This is a genomic window from Aliifodinibius sp. S!AR15-10 (assembly GCF_031569985.1).
GTDB lineage: Bacteria > Bacteroidota > Rhodothermia > Balneolales > Balneolaceae > JAMQKA01.
Genome location: NZ_JAMQKA010000019.1, coordinates 43144 through 63489 on the forward strand (window position 1 = coordinate 43144; position 20346 = coordinate 63489).

Annotated in this window: 15 protein-coding genes; 11 read left to right on the forward strand and 4 right to left on the reverse strand. The window is 47.9% G+C overall.

What is annotated here, in order from left to right; genetic code table 11:
* Positions 1 to 3: 3 nt before the first annotated feature.
* Positions 4 to 1938, reverse strand: a complete 1935-nt coding sequence (locus NC796_RS13700) for an ATP-dependent DNA helicase RecQ (RefSeq protein WP_310685161.1) — start codon at positions 1936 to 1938, stop codon at positions 4 to 6.
* A 608-nt stretch (positions 1939 to 2546) separates the two neighbouring features.
* On the opposite strand from NC796_RS13700, the gene NC796_RS13705 reads away from it, so the two are divergent.
* The 11 genes from NC796_RS13705 (at position 2547) to NC796_RS13755 (ending at position 15253) form a co-directional block, all read left to right on the forward strand.
* Positions 2547 to 3215 (forward strand): GNAT family N-acetyltransferase, encoded by a 669-nt coding sequence (locus NC796_RS13705; protein ID WP_310685162.1) that lies wholly within the window; start codon positions 2547 to 2549, stop codon positions 3213 to 3215.
* A complete protein-coding gene (gene argG, locus NC796_RS13710) occupies positions 3212 to 4408 on the forward strand; it encodes an argininosuccinate synthase (protein ID WP_310685163.1) in 1197 nt (398 codons plus the stop codon). Before NC796_RS13705 ends, argG begins: the two co-directional genes overlap by 4 nt.
* Positions 4405 to 5385 carry an N-acetyl-gamma-glutamyl-phosphate reductase gene (gene argC / locus NC796_RS13715; RefSeq protein ID WP_310685165.1) on the forward strand — a complete coding sequence of 327 codons (981 nt, stop codon included), beginning with the start codon at positions 4405 to 4407 and terminating at the stop codon, positions 5383 to 5385. The genes argG and argC overlap by 4 nt, the downstream gene beginning before the upstream one ends.
* 137 nt (positions 5386 to 5522) lie before the next feature.
* Entirely contained in the window at positions 5523 to 6458 is a 936-nt protein-coding gene (locus NC796_RS13720) for an N-acetylornithine carbamoyltransferase (RefSeq protein ID WP_310685168.1), read from the forward strand.
* On the forward strand, positions 6459 to 7232 hold the full coding sequence (argB, locus tag NC796_RS13725; protein WP_310685170.1) for an acetylglutamate kinase: 774 nt from the start codon (positions 6459 to 6461) through the stop codon (positions 7230 to 7232).
* Entirely contained in the window at positions 7229 to 8305 is a 1077-nt protein-coding gene (locus tag NC796_RS13730; protein WP_310685172.1) for a M20 family metallo-hydrolase, read from the forward strand. The genes argB and NC796_RS13730 overlap by 4 nt, the downstream gene beginning before the upstream one ends.
* Positions 8305 to 9591, forward strand: a complete 1287-nt coding sequence (argH, locus tag NC796_RS13735) for an argininosuccinate lyase (protein ID WP_310685174.1) — start codon at positions 8305 to 8307, stop codon at positions 9589 to 9591. The genes NC796_RS13730 and argH overlap by 1 nt, the downstream gene beginning before the upstream one ends.
* A 219-nt stretch (positions 9592 to 9810) precedes the next feature.
* Entirely contained in the window at positions 9811 to 10611 is an 801-nt protein-coding gene (gene proC, locus NC796_RS13740; RefSeq protein WP_310685175.1) for a pyrroline-5-carboxylate reductase, read from the forward strand.
* Between the two features lie 568 nt (positions 10612 to 11179).
* Positions 11180 to 12199 (forward strand): hypothetical protein, encoded by a 1020-nt coding sequence (locus NC796_RS13745; RefSeq protein WP_310685176.1) that lies wholly within the window; start codon positions 11180 to 11182, stop codon positions 12197 to 12199.
* Positions 12200 to 12571: 372 nt separating this feature from the next.
* Complete coding sequence (locus NC796_RS13750) at positions 12572 to 13672, forward strand: nickel-binding protein (RefSeq protein ID WP_310685178.1); 1101 nt, start codon at positions 12572 to 12574, stop codon at positions 13670 to 13672.
* A gap of 165 nt (positions 13673 to 13837) precedes the next feature.
* Complete coding sequence (locus NC796_RS13755) at positions 13838 to 15253, forward strand: FAD-binding oxidoreductase (protein WP_310685180.1); 1416 nt, start codon at positions 13838 to 13840, stop codon at positions 15251 to 15253.
* A 95-nt stretch (positions 15254 to 15348) separates the two neighbouring features.
* On the opposite strand, the gene NC796_RS13760 is transcribed toward NC796_RS13755, so the two are convergent.
* The 3 genes from NC796_RS13760 to NC796_RS13770 form a co-directional block, all read right to left on the reverse strand.
* Positions 15349 to 16452 (reverse strand): calcium/sodium antiporter, encoded by a 1104-nt coding sequence (locus tag NC796_RS13760; RefSeq protein WP_310685182.1) that lies wholly within the window; start codon positions 16450 to 16452, stop codon positions 15349 to 15351.
* 344 nt (positions 16453 to 16796) lie between these two features.
* Positions 16797 to 18146 carry a Na+/H+ antiporter NhaA gene (gene nhaA, locus NC796_RS13765; RefSeq protein ID WP_310685184.1) on the reverse strand — a complete coding sequence of 450 codons (1350 nt, stop codon included), beginning with the start codon at positions 18144 to 18146 and terminating at the stop codon, positions 16797 to 16799.
* A gap of 61 nt (positions 18147 to 18207) precedes the next feature.
* On the reverse strand, positions 18208 to 20340 hold the full coding sequence (locus NC796_RS13770) for an amino acid permease (RefSeq protein ID WP_310685186.1): 2133 nt from the start codon (positions 20338 to 20340) through the stop codon (positions 18208 to 18210).
* Positions 20341 to 20346 lie beyond the last annotated feature (6 nt).

The window sequence follows — 20346 nt, forward strand, 5'->3', positions numbered from 1 at the left end:
ATTTCAGTCTTTCCAGTAGAATTTATTGTCCCGGGTCTCGACCTTGTCCTCCCGAACAAGAAATGCCAGCATCTCCTTGAGCTCATGTTTATCGGATCCGGTTGCCTGGGCGATTTCATCAAATTCGCGCCCGTCATAGCCTTTCATGGTTTCACGAAGTAGATTCAGCTTTTCCCCGTCTATCCCTTTGGAGACTGCATCCTCCTTGTCAGCCAGGCAGCGGTCACAATGCCCGCAGGGCTGGAGATTTTCTTCCCCGAAATAACTCCTGAGGTAGACTTCCCGGCAGCCCGCAGTTTCGATGTATCCCAGCATATATTCCAGCTTTTTCAACAGGTTATTACGGTGGGCCTCGAGCTCCTTTTTCTGGAAGGGGAGTTTTGAAACACGCTCCTCCATTAAAATGACCAGCGGCATTTCCCCAATAGCTTCAAATTCTAACAACTGATCATGTTCTTGTAGCACCTGAAGGCCTTTTATAACTCCATTTCGCGATGTCTCCAACTTACGCTGCAGGTAACCAAGCTCCAGATACTTTATTTCTGAAAATGCTTCTGCCCCGAACTGGCGAAAAATGACATCCAAAAAAGCCGCTTTACGCTGGTTATCCCATTCCAGGATCAAACTTCGTATGTGGTCTTGGCTTGCCTGGAATTGTAATCCGATCTGTGGGGAAACATTTTCGATGAGCTGTATCACCCCCAGCTGATCCAGCACATTCAGCGACGACTCAACAATTCGTCTGGGCAGCCTGGCTCTTTTCTTCAGTGCCTGCAGGGATACCTGCTCCATCTGCTCCATTTCGGACCCCACTGCCAGGTTTAGCTCATCACACAACACATCATAGACCTGTTCAAGCTGTTCTTTTTCCGGGTAGGAATCTTTCAGTCGTTGTTCTGCCGTTCTTGCATCCGATTGGTTAAAAAGCAAGATGGGATAGCTCTCCTCCCCATCGCGGCCGGCACGCCCAGCCTCCTGGTAATAAGATTCCAGCGAATACGGCATCTCATAGTGAATCACATACCGGCAGTCGGCCTTGTCAATGCCCATCCCAAACGCATTGGTTGCCACCACAAGGGGCAGCTTTCCCGCAATCCACTGCTCCTGTATCCGATTGCGTTCTTCATCCTCAAACCCCGCATGGTAAGCTGCTGTCTTTATCCCCAGTTTCATGTTCAGCAGATCAGCAAGTCGCTCGCAGTTTCGTCGGGTCCCGCCATAGATCAAGCCTGACCCTTTGCTCTCGGCCCTGCTCACCGCCTTCAACAACTTTTTATCTTTCTTGATACTCTGGATAACCCACCATTTTAGGTTCGGCCGGTCAAAACCTTTGGAGATGATATTGGGCTCCGAAAACTCCAGGTTTTTCACAATGTCATCCCGCACTTCTGGAGTCGCCGTGGCGGTCAGGGCCACCCAATGGACAGAGTTAGCAATCGGCTCGAGAGAAGGGCGAATATCACGGTAGCTCGGCCGGAAATCATGTCCCCATTGCGATATGCAATGTGCCTCATCAATGGCCACAAGGCTGATATCCAGCTTCTCCATCTCGGCCTGGAACAGGTCCGTCTTCAGCCGTTCTGGGGAGCAATAAAACAGCTTGTACATGCCGTTGCGAGCGTTTACAAACCGCTGTTCCACCTCCCATGAAGAGATTGAACTATTGACAAAAGTAGCCGAAACGCCCATCTGGCGAAGCTGCTGTACCTGGTCCTGCATCAGGGCGACCAATGGTGAAATTACCAGTGTCACCCCCTCCATGACAGTAGCCGGCACCTGGTAGCAGAGTGATTTTCCGCCTCCTGTGGGAAAAAGGACCAACGTCTCTTTTTGCTCCAGCACGGATCGAATCGCCTCATCCTGACCGGGACGGAAGGTTTCGTACCCCCAAAACTGCTTGAGGCTCTGTTCTGCTTTCTCAAATAGTGTATCGCTCATAGGGAGATGAATATAAATATTAAAACTTAAGTGTTGAAGCGTAAAGGTGAGCATAAGCGGAGGGGAATTAAGGATGAAGGATGAAGAATGAAGAATGAAGAATGAAGAATTAGGAATTAGGTTTTGGCCAAAAGAAGGATTGAAGTATCCCATTATGGAGGTCATAGGGAAGGAACCTTAACCTTGGATCAACAATTCAACGTTTCAACACCTCAACATCTAAACACCTAAGGGGCTAGATTTAAAACCATTCCCAAAAACTTACAAAGTTAGACTTTCGACCTTAGACCTTCCGACTTTGGACTTTTTGAGGATACCCCAAATAAATATTTGCATTATGATGCCCGTAAGCGTTATATTCCGATCCATGTTAAAATCAACGGGAAAATATTATCAAATGCTGAACAGCAGTCTCGCTGTAAACGCTATTCCTGTACCACGACGATGCCTTCCTCTTCTTCCGCCGCGGCCCCGCCGGGCCTCATAAAACTTCTCCACTTACCGGAGGCAGGTTTACCTTCCTGCTCCGAACAAACTTACCAAACCACAAACAACCAACAGGCAAAAATCTTTGACGATTTTACTGTCTTCATAAACCTAACATTAACATGGATATCAAAATCACTGTAGCCGACGATTCGCATCAGAAGTATGCCGAAGAGATCTGCCAGCTTATGGAGGAAGCTGCCCATAAACGGGGTACCGGCATTGCCAAACGGGAACCGGGCTACATCCGCGCCAAAATGCGTGACGGGAAAGCGATTATTGCGCTCGATGGCGATAAGTTCATCGGATTTAGCTATGTAGAATCCTGGAGTAACAAAGAGTATGTAGCCAACTCCGGGCTGATTGTGCACCCCGACTACCGCGGGCAGGGTCTTGGGAAAAAAATCAAGCACAAAATCTTTGAACTCTCCCGCAAGAAGTACCCCAAATCCAAGATATTCGGTATTACAACGAGCCTGGCGGTCATGAAAATCAACTCCGACCTGGGTTATGAACCCGTCACCTTCTCAGAGCTGACGCGCGACGATACCTTCTGGGATGGATGCCAGAGCTGCCCCAACTATGATATCCTGAACAGCAACAACCGCAAGAACTGCCTCTGCACCGGCATGCTCTATGATCCCGAAGAGCAAAAAAAGAAGGAGAAAAAGCGCAAACAGCAGGAGAAGGAAAAAAGATGGGAACGCTTTAAACGCTTTCTCAAACTCAAGAAAAAACAATTTATCCGCAAAACTGAATCGATTCTAAAATTCAAAATAGGATGGCAATGAGTAACAGCAAAAAAGTAGTACTGGCCTACAGCGGGGGACTCGATACCTCCTACTGCGTGGCTTATCTAAAAAATGAGCTTAATTTAGAAGTCCACACCGTTCTTGTGGAAACGGGTGGCTTCACGCAGGAAGAACTTGACGAAGTTGAAGAAAAAGCGCTCTCGCTGGGTGCCTCTTCCCATAAAACCATTGACAAAGTTGACGATTTTTACCAACAGATTATCCGTTACCTGGTTTATGGGAATGTGCTGAAAAATCATACCTATCCCCTTTCGGTAAGTGCTGAGCGTGTCTCGCAGGCGATCGCCGTGGCCGAATACGCCCAGCAGCTCGATGCCGACTACATTGCCCACGGAAGCACGGGCGCCGGCAACGACCAGATTCGGTTCGACCTCGTGTTCAATGTGATGGTCCCCGACCTGGAGATTTTGACCCCCATTCGAGATCAAAAACTCTCTCGCGAAGAAGAGGTGGAGTTTCTTAAAGGGTATGGCGTGGATTTGGACTGGGAAGAAGCACAGTATTCTGTCAACAAAGGTCTTTGGGGAACTACCGTTGGGGGAGCCGAAACGCTGACCTCTCACCTGCCGCTGCCCAACGACGCCTGGCCCAGTCAGCTTGAAAAGAACGGGTCCGAGATTGTGGAGCTGGAATTTGACAAAGGAGAGATCGTGGGTGTCGGCGGTCGATCCATGAGCTCAGTTGAAGCTATACGAACACTGGATGAGCTCGGTTCCTCCTATGCCATCGGTCGCGATGTGCATGTGGGCGACACGATTATCGGCATTAAAGGACGCGTAGGCTTTGAAGCCGCTGCTCCCTTGATCATCATCAACGCTCACCGTCAGCTGGAAAAGCACACACTCACCAAATGGCAGCTGTATTGGAAAGATCAGCTCGGCGAATGGTATGGGCAGATGCTGCACGAAGGGCAGTTCCTGGATCCCGTGATGAGAAACATCGAGGCCTTTATGGAGGATACACAGGAAGCGGTCTCTGGCACAGTAAAAGTGAGCCTGCATCCCTATCGCTATGAAATACTGGGCATCAGCTCTGATAACGATCTGATGCAGTCCTCTTTTGGCGACTACGGCGAAATGAACAAAGCCTGGAGCGGCGATGATGTCAAAGGCTTTTCCAAAATTCTATCGAACCAGATTAATCTTCACAGATCAGTACACAACGAATCATGATTGACGCAGGAATTGTAGGCGGAGGTGGATATACGGCGGGTGAACTTATTCGCCTGCTGCTTCACCACCCCGAAATAAATCTCGATTTTGTATACAGCCGAAGCCAGGGCGGAAAGCCAGTTTCCTCCATCCACCAGGATTTGGTGGGTGAAGCCGACTTTGCCTTTGCTGACGCTGTTAACACAGACGTGGATGTTATATTCCTCTGTATGGGGCACGGCAATTCAAGGCCCTTCCTGGAAGAGAATCCATTGCCGGAAGAGGTTAAAATTGTGGACCTGAGCCGCGACTTCCGCCTGAAGGAGGATGACACCCATGGGAATAATCGCCAGTTCATTTACGGGCTGCCGGAGTTAAACTATGATTCGATTTCTAAAACAGATCAGGTTGCCAATCCCGGTTGTTTTGCAACGGGTATCCAGCTGGCGCTACTTCCGATGGCCGATAACAAGAAATTGCTGGAGGATGTGAATATCCACGCCATCACGGGTTCTACCGGGGCGGGACAAAAACCGCGTTCGACTACTCATTTCAGCTGGCGTGAAGGAAACGTTTCGATCTACAAAGCCTTTACCCACCAACATCTCGATGAAATCAAGCAGAGTGTGGGACAGTTGCAAGGAGTTTATAACCAAGATATCAACTTCATCCCGATGCGCGGCAATTTTACGCGTGGTATTTTCGTGTCGGCCTACACCAAGACTGATTTGACAGAGCATGAGGCCGTTGAGCTTTACAAAGAGTATTACAGTGACGCCCAATTCACCCATGTGAGCCCTGAACCACTGCACCTCAAACAGGTCGTCAACACTAATAAGTGTATCCTACACGTAGAAAAGCACGGCGATAACCTGCTGGTTACCAGTATTATCGACAATCTTTTAAAAGGAGCTTCGGGACAGGCCGTGCACAACATGAACCTGATGCTCGGACTTCCGGAAGACACCGGTTTGCAACTTAAATCGAGTTATTTCTAGTGTTGTTTCGATAGAACACGGATAACACAGATCAGACAGATATACGCCGATAATATTTTGAAATCCGTGCTTATCAGCTGAATCCGTTTTATCTGCGTTCTAAATTAAACGAGTAGTTTTGATAAAAATCATGAACGATGAACAAATTCACCCGAGTTTCCGACGTCGAGGACGTCAGCGCGTTAATTAAGGAGGCGATCCAGCTCAAAGCTGATCCTTTTCTATCGGATATTGGCAGCCGGAAGACGCTGGCGATGATCTTTCTTAATCCCAGCCTGCGCACCCGGATGAGTACACAAAAGGCGGCACAGAATTTGGGGATGAATACCATTGTCATGAATATGGGCAAAGACGGCTGGGCGCTCGAGTTCGAAGATGGCGCCGTTATGGACGGCAGCACGGTTGAACATATTAAAGACGCCGCCCAGGTCATCAGCCAGTATTGCGATGTGTTGGCGATCCGTTCGTTTGCCAAGTTTGAAGATCGCGATGAGGATTACAATGAACAGGTGCTAAGCCAGCTTATCGAGCATGCTTCGGTACCGGTGGTAAGCATGGAGTCGGCTACGCGCCATCCTTTGCAGTCGCTGGCCGATCTGGTGACGATAGCGGAAACCGGGATTCAAAAACCGAAAGTTGCCGTGACCTGGGCGCCTCATCCCAAGCCGCTGCCCCACGCTGTGGTGAATTCATTTTTGGAGTGGATTCAAACCACCGACGCCGATGTGACACTCACTCATCCCGAAGGATATGAGCTGGACGAAGAGTTCAGCGGTGGTGTGAAGGTGACTTATGACCAAGAAAAAGCATTTGAAGATGCGGATTTCGTCTATACCAAAAGCTGGGCCAGCTACACGCAGTATGGTAAGCGTCCACCAGTGGAAGACAATTGGACGGTTACAGTGGAAAAAATGAAACGCACAAACAACGGCCGGTTTATGCACTGCCTGCCGGTCCGCCGCAATGTGGTGGCAGAGGATGCCGTAATTGATAATTCAATCGTTTATGAACAAGCCCGGAACAGGGTATGCTCCTGTCAGGCTGTACTGAAAAATATTCTGGAGGCCAATTAAATGGAATCACTGCAAGTCATTAAAATCGGTGGAAAAGTCATCGCCGATGACGAGTTATTGGATGAGTTTCTAAACGATTTCAGTGAGCTGGAGGGGCACAAAATTTTAGTTCACGGCGGTGGAAATATCGCAAGCCAATTCAGCGAACGGATGGGCGTTGATGTCAAAATGGTGCGCGGTCGCCGTGTGACGGACGAGGATTCTCTTGAAGTGGCCGTTATGACCTATGCCGGCCTGATCAACAAAAAGCTGGTAGCCCAACTGCAGTCGCGAGGCTGTAATGCTTTGGGGCTTTCCGGTGCTGATCTGAACGCCATTAAAGCCTTTAAAAGACGAGATTCTGATATCGACTATGGCTTTGTTGGTGATGTCGATGACGACAGTGTCAACGTCGAGGGCCTGACGCAGCTGCTGAATATGAATATTTCGCCCGTTTTTTGTGCCCTGACGCACGACGGTAACGGGCAGCTGTTCAACACCAATGCTGATACGCTGGCAGCGGTGCTGGCTCACTCTCTTTCCGAAAATTTTGAGGTTACCCTGACCTTCTGTTTTGAAAAACAGGGCGTTCTCGAAGATGTAGAGGATGATAGTTCCGTCATCCCCGAAATCGACCGGGAACTATACGCAGAACTTAAACAAGACGGCACGATTCACGAGGGGATGCTCCCCAAAATGGAAAATGCCTTTACTGCCCTGAGCAAGGGCGTCCGGCAGGTTTCAATCACGCATCCTGCCAATCTACTAACCAAAACAGGAACAATACTAAAATGATGATTCAGACCTCTACTTCACTACATACCGAAGCAATCGAACTGCTTAAGAAGCTGATTGCTACCCCGTCCCTCTCTCGAGAGGAAGACGATACCGCGGAGGTCATTATTGACTTTCTCGAATCGCACGGCGTGGTAACACAGCGCTTGCACAACAACATCTGGGCTACAAGCAAGCATTTTGAGCCGGGTAAGCCGACCCTGCTGCTCAATTCGCACCACGACACGGTAAAGCCGAATGACGGGTACACACGAGACCCGCATAGCCCGGAAGTGGAAGATGGTAAGCTTTTCGGACTCGGTAGTAATGATGCCGGAGGTCCACTGGTCTCCCTGATGGCAACGTTTCTCCATTTTCACGATCGCGAAGACCTGGCCTGGAACTTAGTATTCTGCGCCTCGGCCGAAGAGGAGATATCCGGTGACAACGGAATGCGCGCCGCTCGCAATGAACTGCCGGAGTTCGACTGCGCCATCGTCGGAGAACCTACGCAAATGAAGATGGCGATCGCTGAAAAAGGCCTGCTGATCCTGGATTGTACAGCCAAAGGCACGAGTGGTCATGCCGCTCACGATGGCGCCGACAACGCCATCTACAAAGCGATGAAGGATATTGAATGGTTTCGAACTTTTAAATTCAGCAAGGTTTCTGATTCACTGGGTCCGATAAAGATGACGGTAACAATCATCAACTCCGGGAGCCAACACAATGTGGTACCTGACAGCTGTACTTTTACGGTTGATGTGCGTACCACTGACGCCTATACGCTTGAAGAAGTAATTCAGGTGATTGACGATCACACCTTGTCGGAGATCAAGCCGCGTTCGGTGCAGCTCCGGCCTTCGTCCATTCCCACGGATCACCCGCTGGTAACAACGGGGACCTCGATGGGCATTGAGACGTATGGTTCACCCACGCTTTCGGATCAGTCTTTGCTGCCTGTACCCTCTCTCAAGATGGGCCCCGGTGATTCCAACCGTTCTCACACGGCTGATGAGTTTATCAAGCTGTCTGAAATTGAGAATGGAATCGACACCTACATTGAACTGCTAAGCAAAGTTCTGACCACATAATGAAAGTCTGGGACAAAGGGTTCGACACGGAAACGAAGGTAGAAGAGTTTACGGTTGGCAACGACCGTGAACTCGATCTACTGTTGGCAGAGTATGATGTGCAAGCCTCCATTGCTCACGCCAAGATGTTGAAAGAGGCCGGGATTCTCACCGAGGAGGAACTCAACGGGTTGGTTGCCGAACTCAATACCATTGGCCGCGAGGTGGATGAAGGCACGTTCACTATAGAGCAGGAGTTTGAAGATATTCATTCCAAAATTGAACACCGGTTGACCGAAGCCGTTGGCGATGCCGGTAAGAAGATTCACACCGGGCGCTCGCGCAACGACCAGGTGCTGGTGTGCATGCATCTGTATGCCAAAAGCGAGATCGACGGGATCAAAGAGCTCATCAAAAGCCTTTTTGATCGACTGAGCGAACTGAGCGAAAAGAACAAAGACGTGCTGATGCCGGGCTACACCCACTTCCAGGTGGCGATGCCCTCCTCGTTCGGACTCTGGTTTGCGGCGTATGCCGAGCAATTGGTAGACGATCTCCATCAGCTCAATGCGGCGTTTAACGTGGCTGATCAAAATCCACTGGGATCTGCAGCGGGCTACGGTTCAAATCTACCGATTAATCGCACGCATACTACGGAGGAGTTGGGCTTTGCCACGCTTAAATACAACTCGGTGGCAGCGCAGATGAGTCGCGGTCGGCTGGAGCAGTCACTGGCTATGGGACTTTCCTCCGTTGCGGCCACGCTTTCCAAACTGGCGATGGACGCGGTGCTCTATGCCGGACAAAATCACGATTTCATCTCATTCCCTGATGAACTGACAACCGGCTCCAGCATCATGCCGCACAAAAAAAACCCGGATGTGTTTGAGTTGATACGCGGGAAGTGCAACTCGATCCAGGCATTGCCCAACCAGGTGGCTATGATCAACAGCAACCTGCCGAGCGGTTACCACCGGGAGTACCAGATCCTGAAGGAAGCGCTGTTCCCGGCTGTGGAAACGCTGAAATCATGCCTGGATATGGCGGAATTCATGCTGCAACATATCGAAGTGAATGAAGATATTTTGGATGACGAGCGGTATAAATACCTGTTTAGCGTGGAAGTGGTAAACAAGCAGGTGGGCAAAGGTGTGCCGTTTCGCGAGGCCTACCGGGATGTAGCCGAACAGATTAACAAAGGGACTTTCAACCCGGAAAAACAGGTGGAGCACACCCACGAGGGTAGTATCGGGAACCTGTGCAATGATGAGATCCGTGAGAAGTTTGCACGGGCATTCGACGGGTAACCGCAAAGGGCACATAGAAGTCGCAGAGAATATTTAACTACTTTTCGATCTTTGCGATTTCCTTTGTACTCAGCGGTTAATAAATCACTTTGTGTTTTCGAGTAATCTCGACCTCGAGGGAATGATCTTTCTGTTATATACTGTAGTACAAAGATTTCTCCCTTACGGTCGAAATGACTACATCATTTTAAAACAGATAATTAATTACACCAATAGATTATGAAAAAAGAAGTAACGATACTGGGCGGCGGTAACCTCGGGACAGCATTGGCTAAAGGGCTGGTGGGAACCGAGGAAGCCAAGTCAAAATACAATGTAACGGTAACTCGACGAAAGGTTGAGCTCATTAAACATCTTGAAGATGACGGGATCAAGGTTACTTCGGACAACCTGGATGCTGTTGAGAACTCTGAGCTTCTTATCCTGGCGGTTCAACCGAATCAGATTGAAGGACTCATAGAGCAAATTAAACCGTCACTCCATCCTGAGAAACATATCATCATCTCAGCTATAACCGGTGTGACTGACGAGGAGATCGCCGAGCTAACCGGTACCGGTTTTCGCATCATTCGTGTGATGCCAAACACCGCAGCTGCTATTAACCAGTCGATGACCTGTATTGAAAGTACCCCCCACAAAGAGGCAGAAGAAGCAGTTGTTGAACTTTTTGAAGCAATTGGAAAAACGCTGGTCATCGGTACCGAACTTATGGAAGCTTCTACGGTGCTGGGCGCCTGTGGTATCGCTTTTTTCCTGCGCTATATTCGCGCGGCTTCACAGGGTGGAATCGAGGTCGGATTTCACGCCGAGGAAGCACAGCTTATTGCAGCCCAAACGGCACTGGGGGCTTCTGCCCTGCTATTGGAGTCTGGCGGCCATCCCGAGCACGAGATCGACAAGGTGACAACCCCCAAAGGCTGCACCATTGCCGGGCTGAATGAGATGGAACATAACGGCCTGAGCTCAGCGCTCATCAAGGGGATTAAGACTTCATTCGAGAAGATTGCCAAGATTCGGTAGAACACTGCTCAAAGGTGCGACGCACTTCCAAAAGTGCATCGCACCTAATCCGATTGAATTCTAATGACTTACGAGAATAATATTGCGAGTTAACTGCAAGGATATTTAGACCAAGTGCCCGTTTACCTTGCATATGATCCGGGTGATTCAGCAGCTTCCTTCTCCTGGAGTCCTTTTAGCCGGAGGCGTGTTCATTTTTTCAGTGACGAAAAAACGAACCAAAAAAGGTCACCAGAGAATCCTAGATGTTGTGCTATCTTGCTCCCAAAGAATCTGTTGCTTTGGAACGTTCCTCGCTTTTTATAAAACAGATTGCAAGGATTCTCTGGACTCAGGGCAGCAGCCATAGCTATCTTGGATCGCCCCCTCCAGCCTTTACATCAGCCAGTGATTTTTTTGATGGACCGTTCTTTAGTCCGCATGCCGGCGGATTTGTTCACACAAAAAGGAACACCTCCAACAACGAAAAAACTACCTTCTTTTTGAGGATGGCCTAATTATGTATTTCAAAATCTCTCAATAGTTGCATATGTTGGTGATCGAATAACCTATACTTAACTCCCATTGGATGCGTAACAAACTGTTCTACTTTTTTGCAGGATTTCTACTCTTGGCCATCGGGTTGTTTGCCTATCACTTCTATGCAGCCAACAATGCGGAACGAACACTGGACGAGACGATCCAAGAGATTACAAAGAAATCCCAGCTGAACCTAAATATCGACTACTCTTCAATAGAAGTCAGCCCCTTTTCCGGCGATATCCACATTTCGGATATCAACATTTTTCACGACCAGGCGATTCAGCGGGCGGCTTCTGCACGGTTTGACCTCACATATTCTGATTTTCTCAATTTTATGCTTTGGGGAGCGGAATCGGGGTTGAAGCAGGTGGAAACAGCCAAATTAGATCTTCGATCAATCTCGTATACTAACCGGGAGACCTTCCTTGAAGTGAAACTGGATACCATGCGGGTCAATTACAGTGGCAATCTTTGGGATTTAGTTGTCATTAGTATGACGCAGCGGCCGACCCAGCTTCAGCATAATATCAAAGCCAGTGGCACTAAATTCCGATTCTACCAGGGGGAATCTGCAGTAGGTGCAGTCAGCGCCGATTCCCTAACAATAAACGCCTATTTCGGCCATTCTGCTTCGAATCCAGATTCCCTGTTTAATAGCCTTGAACTAAGCAGCATCACCTGGACGCCACCGAAATCTATCCAGCAACAATACCAGTTTTTTATCCAGGGTTTTGGATATCAGGCTGACTCTATTCCGTTGCGCAGCGCCTCTCTCATCTACCGGAATACGTTGGAAGATAACCTCTTGTCGGTAAAAGATATGAGTATTAACTCTGAGCTTTTTACCGTGTCAATAGATGGATATGTGATGCTGGATACCGATCAATTTAATCAGTCGAATATGCGAAATGTGGCGATCAGGCTTCACGAGATGTCTCCCAAATTTCAGAACTTTATGCAGCAACTCGAAAAGCTGATGGGTTTGCAAATTCCGGGTGGCGACAGCGACCTGCAGATACGGTTGAATGGGCCCTTAGCTAAGCCAGAGTTTACATTTAAGCCGTGACTTTTAGATTAGGCCATAAAAACCTTCTAGGAGTCTGTCGGACTTAGCATAACCTACTGCGAACCATCCGAATTTGGCCGGATTCTCGTTACAATTCCCTAAGTCCGACAGACTCCCAGGCCCCAACTATTTTTTCATCCCATTTTTTCAAAAAAGAGAGAGAAAAATCAGGAATACAGCTAAGTTCCTTCTGGATTAAGTGCCAGCTGGCCAACTAATTTTTGGAAAAAGCGGTCAGTAACCTCATAATTTGGGAATAGACCAGACTCAACAATTATTCTGGTTTTTGTTTCTTACTTTTCATTTAACGTGAATGCGGTAGTCATTCTTTTTTCATAACCTTTTACTGTGGGAGTTTCCATGCCTATTTTTATGGATCGACACGATCTGCCTGAAATAACTGCAAAGGATGTAGCCGAGGCACATAAACAGGATATGGAAATACAGGACCAGTTTGACTGCCGGGCCCTTACGTATTGGTTTGATGAGGTGCGCGGGGCTGCTTTTTGCCTGGTGGAAGCCCCAAACAAACAGTCTGTAATAGATCTGCATAATCATTCCCACGGAATGGTACCGGGTAACATAATCGAGGTAGATAGCAAGGTAGTGGAAGCTTTTCTTGGACGAATCAAAGATCCAGAACATTTTGATGAAGTGTCTGACGGATTTAGTGACCCGGCTTTTCGTACCATAATGGTTACGGAATTGCAGGATGCTGTAATCCTCAAGCACAAATTGGGATCAAAAGATTTTTATAACCTCCTCCGGAAATCAAAAAAACTGCTTGAAGAATCGGCTCAACAGTTTGCCGGTAAACTGGTCTCAAATAATGAGAACGATTGGATTACCTCTTTTGCTTCTACATCCAAGGCTGTAAGCTGCGCCCTCGAAATAAATCGCAGAATTTCCTATCTCGAACCCTCTTCTACCCCAAAAGAGGAATTGTACTGGACTATTGGTTTAAGTGCTGGTGATCCGGTAACAAAGCAAGAAGATTTTTTTGGGGAAACTATTCAATTGGCCAAACGTCTCTGCCTCACTGCCAGAAATGGTCAGATTGTTGTCTCTTCGCTTGTTAATAATCTTTTCAAAAAAGAAAAGCTCGAGGAGCTATCTTCTCATAAAAATATTAAATCACTGCAACCTGATGACGAACGCTTCCTCAACAATCTGATGGATACAATGGAGGAGGTCTGGAACAAAAAGGATTTGACAAATGCTGATTTAACCAGGAAACTGGGACTAAGTGAATCCCAGTTCTATCGAAAACTCTCCTCCCTGACCGGCAAAACACCCACCGAATTCATAAAAGAAATCCGCCTTGCACGGGCTGTAAAACTCATTGAAAATAAAGAGGGAAACATATCTCAAATTGCATTTGAAACTGGCTTTAATAATCCCTCCTATTTTTCAAAATGTTTCAGTAACCGATTTGGAATCCTGCCTTCGACCTATAGCAACGTTGTCAACTAGCGTTATTACGCCTGTTTAACTCATCACTTAATTCTCCCTCTGAATTATTTCTTCAATTATTTGAATGAAATGTGGTAGACATCTCTCCTCCTCTATTTTAATATCCAAATAGTAAAATCCTGAGTGATCAGCAATGAAGATCACCAAATCAAACCCAGCAAAGAAATGGAATTAGTACAAGCAGCTACCCTGGATGCCAAGAAAGTGAAGTTGAGTAAGGAGAACCTGGAGGAGTTGTCGAGTCATATTCGAGGTGAGATTGTCACACCCGATAGTAAAGACTATGATGAAGCCCGCTCTATCTATAACGGGATGGTCGACAAAAAGCCCTCACTTATTGTGTATTGTAGCGATGTTGCAGATGTAAAGGTCTGTGTAAACTTTGCCCGAGAGTATAATCTCCTTACTTCTGTCCGCGGGGGTGGGCACAACGGCCCCGGTCTGGCACTCTGCGAGGAGGGGATGGTTATTGACCTTTCCGGGTTGAAGGGGATACGGGTAGATCCCCGGGAGCGAACCGTACGGGCTGAAGCAGGATGCACATGGGGGGATGTGGACCATGCCACACATGCCTTTGGGCTTGCAACAGTCAGCGGTATTATCTCTACCACCGGAATTGCCGGACTAACCCTGGGTGGTGGACATGGCTATCTAAGCAGAAAGTACGGTCTCACGGTTGATAACCTTTTAGAAGCTGATGTTGTACTGCCAGACGGACGGTTTGTGACCGCCAACCAAAATCAACACTCCGACCTTTTTTGGGCCTTACGAGGGGGTGGGGGTAATTTTGGGATCGTTACCTCTTTCAAGTATTGTCTCCATCCTGTTGATACCATCGTTGGCGGCCCCATGTTCTGGCCGATTGCTCAAACGGAAAAGATCATGCAGTGGTACCTTTCGTTCATCACCGATGTCCCCGAGGATGTGTATGCCTTTTTCCTGACGGCTGAGGTCCCTGGTGATCCCTTTCCTCCCAAACTTCACGGGGAAAAAGTTTGTGGACTTGTATGGTGTATCACGAGCTCGACAGAAGAAGCGGAACCTTTCCTCCAACAGGCGCGTGAGGTTGAGGAGCCCATATTTGAACATGTGAGCCCAATGCCTTATCCCATGCTGCAGGCTGCATTTGACGGCATTTACCCTGAGGGCCTGCAATGGTATTGGAAAGGTGATTTTATTCGTGAACTGTCGGATGAAGCTATATCCGAGCATCTTAATTTTGCAGAAGTTCCGACTACCCGTTCAACCATGCACATGTATCCAATCAATGGTAAGGTCCATGAGATGGGAGTAGATGAAACCGCCTGGAGCTACCGCGACGTGAACTGGTCGATGGTGATAGCAGGGGTGTCTTCAGACCCGGCTGAAAAAGAAAAAATTATGAATTGGGCCCGGGATTATTGGGAAGCTACACACCCTTACAGCGCCGGTGCTGCGTACGTTAATTTCATGATGGAGGAGGGTGATGATCGCGTGAAAGCCACCTATGGAGAAAATTACGAGCGGCTGCAAAAGATAAAGGCGAAATATGATCCGGATAACTTCTTACGAAAAAACCAGAATATCAGCCCCAAAAAATAAATATACCTTACTTGTCGATAAAAAGTACGTTATTGTGGATGAATTAAATTTTTATGATTGTGAATACAACAAGTTAGGGTCAAGATCTTACTGATTTACCCAGGACCTTGTTTTGACAAATCATCTGCCTTCTTTTTGAGGCGGTTCAGGTACCATGCCCGCGTTGCCAGCACGCCCAGTGTCAATACTGTAATGGGAACGACAAACCAGATCATAACGGCGTTGAAACGCGGCAGAAGTTCATGGCCGGTGACATCCAAAAACAGGTAGGCCAGGTAGGCGCAGTAGTAAAAAATAAAGACGCCTCCCTCCCATCGTGTGATGCGGTGGCCGGTAAAGAAAATGGGAAGGCAAGCGATACTCACTGCTACCATAAATGGTAGATCGAGCGCGATGGCAGCCTCGGACACTTCGAACCCGTTGCTGACAACCGAACTTAATCCCAGCACAAACAGGAGGTTAAAAATATTACTGCCCAGTACGTTACCAACGGAAAGATCCTGCTTCCCCTGGAAGGCCGCCATAACAGAGGTGGCCAATTCCGGGAGTGAAGTGCCGATGGCGATGATGGTCAGTCCAATCACCAGCTCACTCATTCCCAGCGAGCGAGCAATCTCCACCGCACTATCCACCATCCAGTGGGCTCCTAATATCAAAGTGCCCAATCCAACCACAAATATCCCTATTTGAACCGGCAGAGGATGTTCTACTTTGGGTGGACCTTCGCTGTGAGTTTCTTCAGGGCCCGATTCCTTTTGGATCTGCCTGACCTGAAAAATGATAAACCCTATGAAGAGTACCAGCATGATGGCGCCCTCCCAAAGCTGGAGGAGTCCATCAAGGCTAAGCAGGTATACCAGCACGGACAGGGCAATCACGATGGGTACGTCCAGCAGGACCATGCGCCGCCGAATGGCGATGGGCGCTAACAGCGCACTGATACCAAGGATGACCAGGATGTTTGCGATATTGCTGCCCACAACATTCCCCAGCGCAACTGCAGCTTCGCCTGCCAGTGCTGCATCGAGGCTTACCGCGACCTCCGGCGCACTGGTCGCAAATGCCACAATCACAACCCCGACAAACACCGGTGGAATCTCATAGCGCGCAGCGATACCCGAGGAGGAGTCTACCAACCACTGGGCACCGGCCAACAGGAAAACGAGACCAAGAACAAATAACAGGTATGTCAAAATCATTGGAGAGACGGATACTTAATAATTTACTGAGAAGATTAAAATAACGTGAATTCGATTTAAAGGAGAAAGCCCAAAAATACTCCTCTGTCATCTCGAATGGAGCCTGCGGAATGAGAGATCTTTGTATCTCTGAGGGGCCGCCACGTCAAAAAAGATCTCTCCCTTTCGGTCGAGATGACTGCTTAAGAGGGGCTAAAAAGTATTCCTTGACTTCCGAAAGCTGTATCGAACTCAGGTTAAAATACAAAGTGAAATTGCAGAAATAAGTAAGTAATCAGAAAAAAACCTGCCAGGTAGATTGCAACCTGGCAGGTCTTATTAAACGGAACTCTATGTTATAAACACTATGCAGTTTCAGCTGAGTCGGGAACATTGAGTGGTTCTTGTTCTTCCGCGTGTACATCCGGGCGCCGACTAAGGTAGAAGTACCCAAGCAGACCACTGACAAGCGATCCCAGTAAAATCCCCACCTTGGCATACTCGAGGAAGACCGGACTCTGGGGAAATGACAGGTTCCCGATAAACAGGGACATCGTAAATCCAATACCCGACAGCAGGGACACGCCATATACCACCTTCCAGGTCTCCTTGGAGCTGTTCAATCCTGACATGTTGAGCTTGGTTAGGATCCATGTAGATCCCCAGATACCGATCTGCTTTCCAAAAAACAGTCCAAGGGCAATACCCCAGGTCAGCGTCGAAATAAACGCCTGACCCATCGTTTCCGGGTCAAAAATAACCCCGGCGTTAGCGAACGCAAAAATTGGCATAATCAAAAAATAGACACTGAAATGCAGTTTGTGCTCCAACCGGTGCAGGGGCGACTCTGCATGTTCAACTGTTGCATCCATGTGATGCAGCGCTTGCTCCCTGGAGACCGGGAGATCTTTGTCAGAAGCCTGTTCAAACAGTTCAAAACCTTCACGGGCATATTCGACAAGTCTTTCAACACTCCAACCTCTGCTGGCGGGGATCAGGAAGCCGAGAACTACACCAGCGATAGTAGCATGCACACCTGATTTAAGCACAGCCCACCACATAATGAAACCGATAATCAGGTATGGACCCAACTTGTTGACTCCCCTGTAGTTCAAGAGTAGGATCACCAGCATACAGGCGCCGGCAACCCCGAGAGCAACCATACTGATCGATTCGGTATAAAAGAATGCAATTACCAGGACTGCAATCAGGTCATCCACCACGGCAACGGCGGTTACAAACACTTTCGCCCAAACCGGTACGCGGGAACCAAGTAGTGCTAAAACACCAATTACAAAAGCAATATCCGTAGCCATCGGAATGGCCCAACCGTTCATGTAATCAGTGCCTCCGTTAAATCCAAAAAATATTAATGCGGGAACTGTAGCTCCACCTACCGCCGCTACAACTGGAAGCAATGCAGACTGGAATGACGAAAGCTCTCCATATTTTAACTCCCGCTTTATCTCCAGTCCCACCAAGAGGAAAAAGATCGCCATCAGCCCATCATTAATCCAATGGTGAAGGGACTCATCAATCATGAAGTCGGAAAAGCCCAATACGATATGTGTTTCCAACAGGTGGTGGTATGCCTCACCAAGCGGGCTGTTGGCAACAATCAGCGCGGCCACAGTTGCCAGCAAAAGCATGATACCCGCCGCCGAATCCTTTTTAAAAAAATCTTTTAGTTTACCTGAAAAACTTGAATCTGCCACTTTTCTATACGTTTTTGTTTAGCGTTTTGGTGATATGGTTAAAAATAGATCATATTTCATTTTAATGCCTTGATCGATTTTTCATCTCTCTCAGCTGATTTATATCCTCAATTTCCCCGACAATTGAAAGCTCATCGCCAAGCTTTATTTCGGTATTACCGTGGGGAATGATAATGTCATCTTTGCGCTTTAGGATAGCGATCAAACTCTTCCCCGGCAACTCAATATCCTTAATTTTTTTACCGGTCATCTCGGCTGTAATATCAGTCTCATTAACTGTGAGGTTGATAAACCGTTCATCTCGCAGCATAATTTCTCGCAACTCTCCTTCATCTTCAGCATTAACCCAGCGCTTCATAAAGTGCCTGTTGTCAATCATTTCGGCAATGTGCGCTAAAATGCGAAGGTGCGAACCGGAATGTTTCTCAGAGCTGACCAGGAAAATGAAGACGCGTACTTTTTGGGTGGGATCTTCCACACTTTGGCTGAGCTGCTCAAAATGGTCGGTATCCATCGTGATACCCTCTTTCATTCGGACCAATACCATCTCGGAACGGACATCCTTCTGCACCCTGAGATGGTTTAGCGCTACGCCGCGCCCCATCGGAATTAAACCCGACTGGTTAACATTACGAAATGCGTCAAACATTTTATCTTCTTCGATATTTATGCGAACGGCAAGCAGTGACGCAGCTTTGCGAATGATCTCCTTGTATGAAGTACCTGGATCGAGGTTATCAATAACCATTGAGCGGGCTACCACCTCTTCGTAGGGATCCTCATCGCGCAACCCCTTCTCACGGAGAATATTTCTCATCTCATGCTCCAAGCCTCGGTCGCGGCGTTTGCCCAGCCGGGCATGCACGTGATACAGGGCTCCCTCCCGTTCTATGGTACCATACCCGTAGTAATAGAACCAACCCACACTGAATACTGCGATAATAGCAGTAAACAGGATAGAGAGCAGCCCCATCTCAAGGATAAGAAATACTGATATAATCATTCCGGCGATCTGCATCCAGGGATAGAACGGGGAATTAAAACCAGGGTCATACTCTTCAATCTTGCTTTCTCTCATTACAATAACGGCCAGATTCAGCAGAGCGAAAAGAAGCAGCTGAAATGCACTGGCCAGTTTGGCAACGGCTTCCACGTCAAATGCAATGAGAAAGAAAATCATCAACAAAACAGTACCAACAATAGATATGATTGGAGTTCCGTATCGGTCACTTACCTCCGAGAATCGTGATGTAATTAGTTTATCGCGCCCCATAGCCATAGGATATCGCGAGGCTGACATAATACCAGCGTTACCCGTTGATGCAAAAGCAGCTATCGCGGCAATCACTACCAATACGAGGCCGGTTGGTTCGGGCAGCCAGTTCAGAAATACCTCACCAGCGGTTGCAACGGGTGTTAAATCCGACCGCAGAGCGCTCGGTTCAAGCAGAGCTACCATAAGATAAACACCAACAACATATACAAAGACCGCCACGATTAACGACAATATCATACCCAGCGGTATGTTCTTGTCAGGATCTTCTACCTCTTCGGCAATGCTTGCCACCTTGGTAAGCCCCGCATAGGAAACAAACACCATTCCGATAGTTGCCAAGACGCCATTTATCCCGTTAATGTAGAACGGTGAAAATTGCCGGCGGGTAATCTCAAAAAAATCAAGGGAAAAGATATGAAACAGCCCCTGCACGATGTAGAAAAACATAATGCCGAGTAATGCCGCCACAAGAACCTTTTGCAGGAAGCTTGACTCTTTGGCTCCTACAATATTAATGATTCCAAAGATAATAGTAAGAACTACAGCCACAAGTGTAATAGGAACCTCGATAAAAATTCCTATATATGCTCCCATACCGATCAGGGCAAATGCACTTTTCAACACCAGGGCCAACCAAGACCCAAAACCTCCTACGGTTCCCATAACCGGGCCCAAGCTGCGATCAATGAAATAATAGGTTCCGCCAGCACGGGGCATTGCGGTACATAGTTCCGACACGCTGAACATAGTCGGTAAAACCAATACGCCTGCAAAAAAATATGCTAAAAAGACGGAAGGTCCTGTTTCCGCAGCGGCGATACCCGGCAGCAGAAAGAACCCTGAGCTAAACATAGCCCCGGTGCTAATGGCAAAAACGTCCCAAAGTCCCAACTGCTTTTCTAACTTTTCATGCTCCATATAAGT

Coding starts and splice junctions, on each gene's coding strand:
- proC (WP_310685175.1), top strand. CDS start 9,811: ATGAAAAAAGAAGTAACGATACTGGGCGGCGGTAACCTCGGGACAGCA.
- NC796_RS13760 (WP_310685182.1), bottom strand. CDS start 16,452: ATGATTTTGACATACCTGTTATTTGTTCTTGGTCTCGTTTTCCTGTTG.
- NC796_RS13720 (WP_310685168.1), top strand. CDS start 5,523: ATGAACAAATTCACCCGAGTTTCCGACGTCGAGGACGTCAGCGCGTTA.
- NC796_RS13745 (WP_310685176.1), top strand. CDS start 11,180: ATGCGTAACAAACTGTTCTACTTTTTTGCAGGATTTCTACTCTTGGCC.
- argH (WP_310685174.1), top strand. CDS start 8,305: ATGAAAGTCTGGGACAAAGGGTTCGACACGGAAACGAAGGTAGAAGAG.
- NC796_RS13750 (WP_310685178.1), top strand. CDS start 12,572: ATGGATCGACACGATCTGCCTGAAATAACTGCAAAGGATGTAGCCGAG.
- NC796_RS13730 (WP_310685172.1), top strand. CDS start 7,229: ATGATGATTCAGACCTCTACTTCACTACATACCGAAGCAATCGAACTG.
- NC796_RS13705 (WP_310685162.1), top strand. CDS start 2,547: ATGGATATCAAAATCACTGTAGCCGACGATTCGCATCAGAAGTATGCC.
- argC (WP_310685165.1), top strand. CDS start 4,405: ATGATTGACGCAGGAATTGTAGGCGGAGGTGGATATACGGCGGGTGAA.
- argB (WP_310685170.1), top strand. CDS start 6,459: ATGGAATCACTGCAAGTCATTAAAATCGGTGGAAAAGTCATCGCCGAT.
- NC796_RS13755 (WP_310685180.1), top strand. CDS start 13,838: ATGGAATTAGTACAAGCAGCTACCCTGGATGCCAAGAAAGTGAAGTTG.
- NC796_RS13770 (WP_310685186.1), bottom strand. CDS start 20,340: ATGGAGCATGAAAAGTTAGAAAAGCAGTTGGGACTTTGGGACGTTTTT.
- NC796_RS13700 (WP_310685161.1), bottom strand. CDS start 1,938: ATGAGCGATACACTATTTGAGAAAGCAGAACAGAGCCTCAAGCAGTTT.
- argG (WP_310685163.1), top strand. CDS start 3,212: ATGAGTAACAGCAAAAAAGTAGTACTGGCCTACAGCGGGGGACTCGAT.